Here is a 10981-nt window from a genome sequence, read left to right as displayed (position 1 = left end):
AATAGATGTGGGGAATTTACGGACTAAACCGGTAATACGAATAGCCTGGTTTGAACGGCTACTTTTGGCCCAGAGTGTGTAAAAACACCTTCGCGAACCCTTGCTATGATTTCTGAGGATTTCATCGCAGGGATCGCCCATGAAGCGCTTTATCCAAGGTGAACATCGAGGCCAAGGCACCTTACTTCCCGAGAGCCTCGACGACTACGTCAGCGATACCAATCCGGTGCGCGTAGTCGACGTTTTTGTCGAGGAACTCAACCTGGTTTCCTTGGGTTTTGACGGTGCTATTCCGGCTGACACAGGCCGTCCCGCTTACCACCCCGCAATCCTGTTGAAGATACACATCTACGGCTATCTCAACCGCATCCAGTCGAGCCGACGTTTGGAGCGAGAAGCCCAGCGAAATGTCGAACTGATGTGGTTGACCGGGCGTTTGATGCCGGACTTCAAGACCATCGCCAACTTCCGAAAAGACAACAGCAAGGCCATCCGAGGCGTCTGTCGCCAGTTCGTTGTGCTGTGTCAGCAGTTGGGATTGTTTGGAGAAAATCTGGTCGCCATCGATGGCAGTAAATTCAAAGTCAACAACCGCGACCGCAATTTCACCAACGCCAAACTAAAGCGACGAATGGAAGAAATTGAATCGAGTATCAACCGTTACCTGGCGGCACTCGATGCTGCTGATCGGCAAGAACCAACAGCTTCCGAGCCCAGCGCCGTGCGGCTGGAAGAGAAAATCGCCAAGCTCAAAACTCAAATGAAGGAGCTTCAAGCGATCGAAATCCAGCTCAATGAATCGCCGGATAAACAGGTCTTACTGACCGATCCAGACGCCCGCTCCATGATGACGCGCGGCACGGGAATCGTCGGCTACAACGTGCAGACAGCGGTCGATACTCAGCACCATTTGATCGTTGCGCACAAGGTGACCAACGTCGGTTCCGACCGAGATCAACTCAGCTCGATGGCCAAGCAGGCCCGCGAGGCGATGGCGTCAGATACGTTGTCGGTGGTGGCTGATCGAGGTTACTTCAAAAGCGAACAAATCCTGACCTGTCACAATGCAGGCATCACCGCCTATGTGCCCAAGCCGATGACCTCTGGAGCCAAGGCTGACGGGCGTTTCAATAACGATGCCTTCGTCTATGACGCGGCAAAAAACGAATACATTTGCCCGGCTGGAGAGGCGCTGATTTGGCACTATTCCTACGTTGAAAAAGGCTTGAAGCTGCATCGTTACTGGAGTTCAAAATGCCAGGGCTGCGCGTTGAAATTGCAGTGCACACCGAGCACGGAACGAAGAGTTCGACGCTGGGAGCATGAGGAGGTATTGGAGGAGATGCAGCTTCGGCTGAGCAAAGCACCAGAGATGATGCGAGTCCGAAAACGGACTGTTGAGCATCCCTTCGGGACGCTCAAACAATGGATGGGTGCAACGCACTTCCTGACGCGAAAGCTGGCCGGGGTGAGCGCGGAGATGAGCTTGAATGTGCTCGCCTACAACTTGAAACGGGTCATGAAAATCATCGGTACCCATCACTTGATGAAGGCGATAACGGCCTAAAAACCGGCCTATTTTTACGTCTCCCGATGATCTGGCGCGTTGCTGGGGCGGTTTAGCTCATCAGGAAGGGACATCGTGCCTTGATCAGGCTACGAAGCCGGACAGCCACTCAGCCTTGAAGATCGAAACGGGATCTAGCGTTTTTACACACTCTGGGCCGTTTTCTGCCCGTCTCTTAAGGCGGAAAACGACCCAGGCTGTGTGAAAACACGCTGGATTCATTGAAAACCGGGATTTGCTTGGATTGCCTGCGAAACCAGCAGACGGAAGCGCGAATTGCCCCAGTAAGCTACATAGGTGTTCGTAATGCTGTTTGGGCCGCGCCAGCGGCCCAAACAGCCGCTCACGGACGATCAAACGGCGGGATTCACGCCCTGATCGCCTCAAGCAGTCCTGCGATGCCGAAGATGCTCATCATTCGTTTGAGGTTGTAGGCCAGCACATGAAGGCTCATCTCAGTGCTTACCCGCGGAAGGGTTTTGGTCAGGAAGTGGGTACTTCCCATCCAGTATTTGAGCGTTCCAAAAGGATGTTCAACGGTCTGTCGGCGACGCCTCATCATCGTTGGATCATTTTCCAGCCGTACCTGCATCGCATCGACTACGGCTTCATGTTCCCAGCGCTTTATCCGGCGCTCCTTACCCGTCGTACACTGCTTCTGCATTGCGCAGGACTGGCAACCCGAGAACCAATAACAGTGCAGTAGCATGCCGTCTTCCATCGAAGAATGCCGCCGGGTCAGTAACTGTCCCGCGGGGCATCGATACTCGTCCGATGCAGTAACGTAGATGAAGTCCTGCTTACCAAATCGGCCTTCGGCTTTGCTGCCGGAAGTCAGGGGTTTCGGTACGAAGGTGGTGATGCCCGCCTGCTCGCAGGCAAGGATTTCCAAGCCTTTGTAATAGCCTCGGTCGGCCACCACCGTCAGCGACTCAGCGCCGATCTCTTCACGCGCTTGGTTCGCCATATTGCTGAGTTGCGCCCGGTCATTACCAACGTTGGTCACCTCATGGGCGATGATCAGATGGTGTTTGTCGTCGACAGCTGTTTGTACGTTGTAGCCAACCGTTCCGGTGCCTCGGCCGCTTGTGGCCATTGAGCGTGCATCTGGGTCTGTGAGGGAGATCTGCTGGTCTGGACTTTCGTGGAGCTGCACCTCGATGTCCTTGAGTTTCTGCATCTGCTTTTTCAGTGTTTCTATCTTTTCTTTAAGCCGCTCGGTTTTGGCCTCGGCCACTTCGGGCATTGCCCGATCCGCCGAATCCATCGCCGCCAGATATCGATCAATGCTCTGCTCGATCTGCTGCATGCGTGCCTTCACTTTGCCCTGGGTGAAGTTACGGTCGCGGTTGTTCACGGCTTTGAATTTGCTGCCGTCGATGGCGATGATCGATTGGGAGAAGAGATTGAGATTGCGGCAAAGCACTACGAATTGTCGGCAGACGCTGCGAATGGCTTTGCCGTTGTCTTTGCGAAAGTCGGCAATGGTTTTGAAGTCCGGAGCCAAACGCCCCGTCAGCCACATCAACTCGACGTTGCGCTCGGCCTCACGCTCCAGCCGGCGGCTGGACTGAATCCGATTGAGATAGCCGTAGATATAGATCTTCAACAAGATCGCTGGATGATAGGCCGGACGACCCGTTGCAGCAGGATCGACGCCCTCAAACCCAAGTGCGCCCAGATCGAGTTCATCGACGAAAACGTCGACCACACGGACTGGATTTTCTTGGGTTACGTAATCGTCCAGGCACTCCGGCAGCAGCGTCACTTGCGTCCGGGCCTCGCCTTCAATGAATCGCTTCATGATCGTCCCCGCTACGATCTCGACGATCAGAAGATTAGACAATTGCAGGTGTTTTCACACAGCCTGGGCCCAAAGCGGGCGCTCAGTATCATCCGCCTTTAACCGGTCGCGGCCCGTAATTAAGGGCTGCTGCGGGCGCAGAGTAATCATCAGCGAAAGTAAGTTGATCCATCTCTCGGCAAGCTGATGAAAATTCAACGAAAGCTGCATTTCACTCGAATGCAAAAATCTTCTTCCAGTCCTTTTTCATGCTGATCACAGTCCAGCCTTCACTTGTCGCCTGTGTATATAACGCGTCGGTAAAGGTGCCCACCTTAGTATCCGGTAGTCCTTGTGCAGGACCATAGGCGTACTCACGTTCGGCGTCGTCATGCAGGACCAGCATCGCCAGGCGCGCACCTTTGCCGGACTTGGCGTATTCCAGCATTTGCCTGTCACCGGTGGAATTGCCGAAGGCTGCATTGGGCTGGCGGCCGACCAGCAGGTAAATGTTCTCAGGCTTGCCGGCATCGTTGTCGTTGAGCAGTATCTTGGGTTGCTTGATCAACTGCGGCTTGCCGCTTTTATCGTAGCCATATTCGGTAGTCCCAGCACTGCCGACAACCTGTTCGGGAGGTACACCATAGACCTCTTCGGAATAGGCGCGAACGAAATCCTGCCCACCGCCGGTGACGATGTACGTTCTGTACCCATTGTCACGCAGGTACCGCATGACTTCTTCCATCGGCTGGTACGTCAACTCGGTAAAAGGGCGCTTCCAGCGAGGGTCTTTGGCTTTGGCCAGCCAGGAATGGACTTCCTGCTTGAACTCGTCCGTGGGCATGCCGCTCAGGGTGACCATGGCAATTTTGAGATAGTCATCTAGGGTCAGTTTCGCCATGGCGGCGTGATCCCCCGACAGCACTGTCTTGAACGGTTCGACCTGAGCCAGCTCAGGTTTTGCCTCGACTGCGGCAGGCACGCGACTCAGGCAATAGAACAATTGACCATAGGCAGGGTGCTCGACCCACAACGTGCCATCCTGATCGAACGTCGCGATGCGCTCGGCCGGCGCTACGAACTGTTTACCACCTTCCTGGGTGGTCGCCTTGACGAATTCAACGATGGCTTGCTTGGCTGGCCCCTCATTCCAGGACGATAAAGGGTCGGCAGCGAACACCGCCGTAGAAGCTATCAGGCTCAGCCCAAATACGGCGAGGGGGGAGCCATGGCGTCGCTTGACGTGGGGCCCAAGGTGGTTGGCAGAGACTAAGGCGTTCCAGGTACGCTGCACCAAGATCATGAGCTTCATGATGTCTACCTATTTAGGGTTTGGTAAATCGTTGGTGGTTACATGGCCGCTCACTTTGACAATGACTACAGCAGTCAGTGGGTATTCAGTCTAGATCCTTTTGCAGAACCGATATTCCGGTCGATTACGACATCCCCCTATACCGCTACTAGGGCAAGGTGATTGGCGGTTCCATTCGAGGGCATTTACTAGTACTAGCAGGTCCAGCAAAGGCTGGAGTTGACCGCCTGGCCACCGGTCCTGGCTCTGTCATTACCGGCGGTTAAACATCGCGTTGTAGTGGCCATGGTCGCCAACCTGAGACAGTCCTTGCGTCAACGAATTCGCCAACTTTGTAGGACGAAAGAGCGGGACAATAGCCATCGGTTGTAAGAGATGGACGCTAAGGCATTGGGAGCGCTTTCCCCTGTGTCTACCCGGCCTACACCTTGGAGATGCGGGTCTATACTCACGATCCCGTCATTGGTAAGGGCAATGAATGCAGACGGTGTATTCGACGTTAGTCACAAGTCATTACGGGTCAATGCTCAATATTAAAGGTTCTGCACCAACGGGTGACGGATGACCGTCAGTATTAAGATGGAGCAGTGAAGTTTTTGAGCCTTGAGAGATGAGAACACGACCTACCCGTTACGGATAGTTATGTGGATCAACTGAACGAGGATCAAATTCATGAGACCGAGACAACTGATACTGGCGGGATTGGCGTTGAGTAGTCTGGCAGTAGGAGTGAGCATGCCAGCAGTGACTCAAGCTGCTGATACAAAACCCAACATCATGTTCATCATGGCAGACGACATTGGGTGGATGCAGCCGAGTATTTATCACCAAGGGCTGGCAGTCGGAGAAACACCGAATATTGATCGCATCGCCCAGGAAGGTGCGAAATTCATGACCTACTACGCCGAGCAGAGTTGTACGGCGGGGCGCAACGCGTTCTACACTGGGATGCATCCGTTGCGTACCGGCATGATTCCACCGCAATTACCCGGCAGCCCTTCATGGCTGCGTCCTGGCACTCCCGCTCTGTCCAAGTTTTTGCTTGATTTGGGCTATACCACTGGGGAGTTCGGAAAAAATCATCTGGGTGACAACTTTGAGGCTCTGCCGACTTCCCACGGCTTTCAGGAGTTTTGGGGCTACCTCTATCACCTCGATGCGATGCAGGGCGTTAGCTTTGTCGATATCAACAAGACTCCGCAAGAGCAGGGCATTGCACCACCATGCAAGGTCACTCCGATCAACGGCCTGCCCGAAGTACCCGGCGCCATCGATCCAAGGGAAGGTACCTGTCTGACGCCACCACGTCCGGTCATGTCCTGCGTCTCCAGCGACGGTACGCAGAAGAACACCACGTGCAAGGACGAAGGGGCGCTGACGCTGGAACGCTCGAAGACGGTGGATGAAGAAATCTCAGCTAAGGTCATCGACTTCCTCGATCGCAACGATCCGAAGAAGACCGACAAACCGTTCTTCGTCTGGTACAACCCGGCACGCATGCACATCACCACGGTTTTGCCACCCAAGTATGACGCCATGGTCGGTGAAGCCGGTGGCAAGGACTGGGGCACCAATGAGGCAGGCATGAAGCAACTGGATGACAATATCGGTTATGTTTTGAAGAAACTTCAGGACATGGGCCAGTTGGACAACACGATTGTCGTCTTCACTACCGACAATGGCGCGGAAACCATTACTTTCCCAGATGGCGGTACTACCCCGTTCAAGGGCGGCAAGTTGACCACCTGGGAGGGCGGCATGCGCGCCCCACTGGTGATTCGCTGGCCTGGCGTGATTAAACCAGGCACGGTTCTGACCGATATATTTGCCTCGCTCGACTGGTTGCCGACTCTGGTCAATATCGCTGGCGGCAAGAAGGGTAACGAACTGAACCAGCAGATTATGGCGGGCAATTATCCCGGCATCGTCAAGACCAAGCTCGATGGGGTGGATCAGACGGACTACCTGACCGGTAAGTCCGCCAAATCTGCGCGTGACACCTTCTTTTATTACACCGGCTCGCAACCTTCGGCAGTGCGCTACAAGAACTGGAAGATGTACTACACCATGGTCCCGGATACCGCGACGGGCGGACTATTCGGTGCTGTCACGTATCACTGGACACAACTGCTGAACCTCAAGCGTGACCCCTTTGAAACAACAGTTGGCGCCGACGCGAAGTCCATCACCGGCTATGGCGGCGCCTTGGGTTCCCCTGGCAACGCCTATGTCTACAACTGGAACATGCTGCCAATCGGGCAGCTACTCTGGGAGAAGGAGTTGATGTCGTACAAAGACTTCCCACCCATGCAGGCACCGGAAACCTACAATCTGGATGGCATTCTCAAAGCTATGAAGCAAAGCGGTCATAACGGACACGATTAACTCCGTGTATAACCAGTCGGTATAAATCGACGGGCGCCCCCAAACAGGCGCCCGTTTTTTACTACATGAATTTTCTCTCCCAACGGCCGCTTTTGGGCCGATTGCTGCCTCTCGCGGAGGGTCTGCAGGGGTTGGATTTTTTCCTAGTCAACGGCTTGCACACTGATACGCAAACTCTCTTCCAGCGCCTCGAGATCAGATGCAGGTTCTATTGCCGATCAATATGCCTCGTCCGCGCCTCAAACGTTAATGAGGTAGCGTTATCTTGTTATCTTGTTATCGAGATTGTTGGGACTGGCCTTTCGTTTGTCATAGTATTTTTTCACCAGGCTGGCTAATAGCCCGGCGATGACGCCCAGCGTCGAGGCCGTGGAAAGCTCGACGAAGGTGGTGAGTGTCGCCGTCAGCTGCGAGGCGAAGTAGCCGACCAGGCCCAGGAAGGATGCCAGCACATTATTGATCAGGGGCAGTATTTGCAGGGATAGCACGACCAGCGTCACAACCAGTACCAGCGGGGTGATGCTCCAAGCGCCGAGATGGGGGGCCAGTGCGGCACCGGCCATGCCGGCCACGATGCCGATGGCCAGGCCGATGAGCACGCAGGCCAGATTGATCGCTGCGTCGCGCGCCGTGATGCCGCGGGTAAAAAACGCGATCCAGCCAATGAACATGGCCCAGACCGGGCCCTCAATCAACAGCGCACAGACGGTAGCGGCGAGACAAGCCACAATCGACTCGCCGAGAATGGCTTTGAATTGATTCATGCTCATGGATTGGCTCATGGCAATGTCACCTAATCGATAGTTTGTAGAGGAAAGCCTGTCGGGCACTTTTATGAGACTGGACCGCTCGCCAACATCCTGATTTCGGTTACCAGATGATCGACAGCTGCCAGCATGAATTCGATGGTTATTTCGTCGACGAAGCGGCCGTCATGAATCTTCTGATTGACTCCCGCAATGACAATCTGCGGGCTACAAACGACCCTGGACAAGGTGGCCGATAGGGTCTCTCGCAGCTGTGCTTGTGCGCGTACGCCGCCGAGTACGCCAGGCGAGGACGTCATGATCAGCACCGGTTTGTTTTTCAGTGGTGACTGGAAGCCTGGGCGCGAGGCCCAATCCAGCGCGTTTTTCAGCACGCCAGAGGTGCCGTAGTTGTATTCAGGTGAGCAGATGATCAAGCCATCAGCCTTTGATATCTGCTCTTTCAGCATGACCACCGAGGCTGGCAACGACTCTTGTTCCAGATCACTGTTGTACAGGGGGATATCGTTCAGGGGGAAAAGGCTCATGCTTGCCCGATTATCCAATCGAGTGGAGAGCGTCTTGAGCACCGCTGTATTGGTGGACTGTGAACGCAGGCTGCCTGAAATACCGAGTAGACGATAAGCGACGGTGGTCATGGAAATCCTCGAACCAGAGCGATGAATAATCAGCAAAGCTACCCGGTTTGTTTCTCTGAGAGCGGTGCACCGATCATTACAAACAGTGCGCGGGCAATCCGTTTGCTTTTGTTGCGCCACGCGTGCCGTGTGCCGTTTTGAATGACGATGTCGCCTGCTTTGACGAGCCGGCTCTGACCGTTATCCAGCTCCAGCCACATCTCACCTTCCAGAATGACTCCGTAGTCGATCGTGGCGGTGGTGTGCATGCCGGGGTTGTCCGGTTCGAACGTTTCGATCAGGCCGGGCAGTGCGGCACCCAACTCGTCAAAAGCTTGGGCGCCGTCGGCGGGATTGTGCATGACGGTGTCGGGTGGGAAATCGAACATGGCGATGCTGGTGCCTCCCTGAGGGGGAATCAGTGACGCATGATCAAGCGTCGGGTCGCGTTCGTTTTCAAGGAGTGTCGGCTGGGCGGGAGTCGTCCACAGCTGCGCCATTGCGTGTCCCGGTATCGAGGCAAAGGATTGTGCCCTTGGGGCAAAGTCATCTGAAACGAACACCGAGTTGCCCTGTTCGTCGTGGCCGGTCACGATTCTTCTTATCTTCATGTGGAGTACTCAACGAGCAGTCAGGGAGCTGGCGAGGGGAGGGCGAACCGCTTCCCTCGCCGGAGTTGATCAAGGGCAGATGACGTAGTTGCTGAAGCCGCCATGACGGTTTTCGATACCCGTTATGGCGCTGTTGACGTCCTCCAGGCGGAAAGCCGTGTTTTCGAAGAACGAGAGATCGAGCACTCCGGATTCAACCATGTCCGCCATAGCCTGGCCTTGGCCGGTGGTGAACCAGGCCGATCCGCTGATCTGGATGTCGTTGTCCATGATCCAGTGCAGATCGATGGGGACTTCGCCGGCGATGGCGCCGACGTTCACCAGGTGCCCGCCGCGATGAAGGGATTTCAGCGCCTGGGTCAGGCTCTCATGGGGGGCGCCAGGGCCCAGGGCATCAATGACCACATCGACGCCCTCGCCATGGGTGACTTCATAGGCCCATTCATTGGTGGGAATCGTACCCAAGGTATGGATTTCAATCCGGCCCGGGGCGGCCAGGTCTTTCACCTTCTGGAACAGGTCCTGGTTTCTGGCGGTGCCGAGAATCTTTCGAACGCCCATGGCCAGCGCGAGCGCGGCGGCGCCCAGGCCGAGTGTGCCGCTGATCCCGTTGATCAGCACCGTGCTGCCCGGGCCGACGTTGGCCTTGAGCAAGGCCTTGTAGGCGGTGCCCATGTAACCCAGGCGTGCGGCGGTTTCAAAACTGATGTTGTCCGGCAGTTTGACCAGGCTGTATTGCGGTGCGGGGATGTACTCGCAAAGGCCACCATAGGGGTAGTCTTCGAACATGCGCGGGCTTTTGGGGGTGAAGCCGAAATAGCCATTGAACGTATAGGCGGTACAGGCAATGGTGTTGCCTGCGCGGCAGGCCCGGCATGAACCACAGTATCGGCCAGGGTTGACATAGACCCGGTCACCGACCTTGAAGTCGTAGACCTGGGCGCCGACGGCTTCGACGACACCTGCGGGGTCCAGCCCGAAAATCGCCGGGAGCTTCGGCAGCGGGTTCTGCGGGAACCATTTGACCCAGTTGGTGAGGATGTTGTGCAGGTTCGGCACGATCCCGCAGGCCTTGACCTTGACCAATACTTCGGTCGGACGAATTGCGGGTACGGCCACTTGCTCGATGACCATGGGTTTACCGCCTTCATACAGACGTGCGGCGCGCATAGTTTTTGCTGTCATGATGTTCTCCAACACACATATTGTTTTTGTAGTGGTGCAAGCTTCAAAGCTTCGGCATTCAACGCAACCCGTCTTCGCCCTTCACGTCGGCGGCGGCCAGGCCACCCAGTCGCGCATGAATTCTCCCGCCGGTGGCCATGGCCAAGCCAAAAGCGATCTCGCCACGACGAGGGCCGTCCCATACGGTCATTTCCGCCACGCCGAAGTGGCTACGAACATAGGCGGCCTGGACGTGTCCGAGCGGGATCATCACCCGGCAACCGGGGCCGCCGATGGTCTTTGCCGCCGGCACGATCGCCTTCGGATTGCCGAGCGCTTCGCGCATGGCCCAGCCCCCGGCTTCATGCCAGACCGCCCCATGTTCCAACTCGCCGTCTTCGCCGACGATGGCGCCCTTGCCATAAGCCTGTACATGCCCGGCGCCGCCCAGGGCGTGGATCAGTTGCTCGGACAGTTGCGCGCCCAGCCCCCTTAATTCCTGCATGAACGGCAGCAGATCCTCGACATACCGACCTGCATAAGGGTTGGCGACCACGGCGGTGGCGACCGCTATCCTGAGGGGAACCGACGAGCGCGGCCCGCCTTCGTGGAATACCTCTTCGACGTCCAGCTTGATCTTGCGAACCATCACCAGCGACATACCGTTATCTCCAGAACCGAGAGCTTCATGCAGCTCGTTATTTTTTTGTACCGGTCTTCCGCATTATGCATTTAATGATGTATGGTGCAAGAAATTAGTTTTTGTGCATAAAAA

9 protein-coding genes are annotated in these 10981 nt (G+C 55.7%); 2 read left to right on the top strand and 7 right to left on the bottom strand.

All coding sequences use genetic code 11. From position 1 onward, the window contains the following. Nucleotides 1-139 precede the first annotated feature (139 nt). Nucleotides 140-1567 (top strand): IS1182 family transposase, encoded by a 1428-nt coding sequence (locus tag ACM6I6_RS28785; RefSeq protein WP_414921117.1) that lies wholly within the window; start codon nt 140-142, stop codon nt 1565-1567. A gap of 367 nt (nt 1568-1934) precedes the next feature. Here the strand turns inward: ACM6I6_RS28785 and ACM6I6_RS28780 are convergent, their stop codons facing one another. Both ACM6I6_RS28780 and ACM6I6_RS28775 read right to left on the bottom strand, forming a co-directional pair. Then, nucleotides 1935-3371: an IS1182 family transposase gene (locus tag ACM6I6_RS28780; RefSeq protein ID WP_414921116.1), complete on the bottom strand. Its 1437-nt coding sequence runs from the start codon at nt 3369-3371 to the stop codon at nt 1935-1937. 211 nt (nt 3372-3582) lie between these two features. Continuing rightward, complete coding sequence (locus ACM6I6_RS28775; protein ID WP_414921115.1) at nt 3583-4662, bottom strand: HAD family hydrolase; 1080 nt, start codon at nt 4660-4662, stop codon at nt 3583-3585. A 735-nt stretch (nt 4663-5397) separates the two neighbouring features. Between ACM6I6_RS28775 and ACM6I6_RS28770 the strand changes: the two genes are divergently transcribed. Then, complete coding sequence (locus tag ACM6I6_RS28770; RefSeq protein WP_414921114.1) at nt 5398-7047, top strand: arylsulfatase; 1650 nt, start codon at nt 5398-5400, stop codon at nt 7045-7047. A 260-nt stretch (nt 7048-7307) separates the two neighbouring features. Here ACM6I6_RS28770 and ACM6I6_RS28765 read toward each other — a convergent pair whose 3' ends face one another. The 5 genes from ACM6I6_RS28765 to ACM6I6_RS28745 form a co-directional block, all read right to left on the bottom strand. Further along, on the bottom strand, nt 7308-7817 hold the full coding sequence (locus tag ACM6I6_RS28765; RefSeq protein ID WP_414921113.1) for a DUF1097 domain-containing protein: 510 nt from the start codon (nt 7815-7817) through the stop codon (nt 7308-7310). A 62-nt stretch (nt 7818-7879) separates the two neighbouring features. Beyond that, nucleotides 7880-8452, bottom strand: coding sequence for an NADPH-dependent FMN reductase (locus tag ACM6I6_RS28760; protein ID WP_414921112.1), 573 nt, complete (start codon nt 8450-8452; stop codon nt 7880-7882). A gap of 38 nt (nt 8453-8490) precedes the next feature. Then, nucleotides 8491-9042 carry a cupin domain-containing protein gene (locus ACM6I6_RS28755; protein ID WP_414921111.1) on the bottom strand — a complete coding sequence of 184 codons (552 nt, stop codon included), beginning with the start codon at nt 9040-9042 and terminating at the stop codon, nt 8491-8493. A gap of 69 nt (nt 9043-9111) precedes the next feature. Continuing rightward, nucleotides 9112-10227 carry an alcohol dehydrogenase catalytic domain-containing protein gene (locus tag ACM6I6_RS28750; protein WP_323627949.1) on the bottom strand — a complete coding sequence of 372 codons (1116 nt, stop codon included), beginning with the start codon at nt 10225-10227 and terminating at the stop codon, nt 9112-9114. Between the two features lie 58 nt (nt 10228-10285). Continuing rightward, a complete protein-coding gene (locus ACM6I6_RS28745; protein ID WP_323627951.1) occupies nt 10286-10867 on the bottom strand; it encodes an amino acid synthesis family protein in 582 nt (193 codons plus the stop codon). Nucleotides 10868-10981: the final 114 nt, after the last annotated feature.

The sequence above is a fragment of the Pseudomonas sp. IT-P218 genome, assembly GCF_949767605.1.
Lineage (GTDB): Bacteria > Pseudomonadota > Gammaproteobacteria > Pseudomonadales > Pseudomonadaceae > Aquipseudomonas > Aquipseudomonas putida_AE.
Note: the sequence above shows the minus strand (reverse complement) of the source record. Positions and strands in the feature narration are given on the sequence as shown.

Bases quoted from the DNA above. Each gene is read 5' to 3' on its own strand.
- ACM6I6_RS28770 (WP_414921114.1), top strand. From the start codon at position 5,398: ATGCCAGCAGTGACTCAAGCTGCTGATACAAAACCCAACATCATGTTC.
- ACM6I6_RS28745 (WP_323627951.1), bottom strand. From the start codon at position 10,867: ATGTCGCTGGTGATGGTTCGCAAGATCAAGCTGGACGTCGAAGAGGTA.
- ACM6I6_RS28760 (WP_414921112.1), bottom strand. From the start codon at position 8,452: ATGACCACCGTCGCTTATCGTCTACTCGGTATTTCAGGCAGCCTGCGT.
- ACM6I6_RS28755 (WP_414921111.1), bottom strand. From the start codon at position 9,042: ATGAAGATAAGAAGAATCGTGACCGGCCACGACGAACAGGGCAACTCG.
- ACM6I6_RS28780 (WP_414921116.1), bottom strand. From the start codon at position 3,371: ATGAAGCGATTCATTGAAGGCGAGGCCCGGACGCAAGTGACGCTGCTG.
- ACM6I6_RS28775 (WP_414921115.1), bottom strand. From the start codon at position 4,662: ATGAAGCTCATGATCTTGGTGCAGCGTACCTGGAACGCCTTAGTCTCT.
- ACM6I6_RS28785 (WP_414921117.1), top strand. From the start codon at position 140: ATGAAGCGCTTTATCCAAGGTGAACATCGAGGCCAAGGCACCTTACTT.
- ACM6I6_RS28765 (WP_414921113.1), bottom strand. From the start codon at position 7,817: ATGAGCATGAATCAATTCAAAGCCATTCTCGGCGAGTCGATTGTGGCT.
- ACM6I6_RS28750 (WP_323627949.1), bottom strand. From the start codon at position 10,227: ATGACAGCAAAAACTATGCGCGCCGCACGTCTGTATGAAGGCGGTAAA.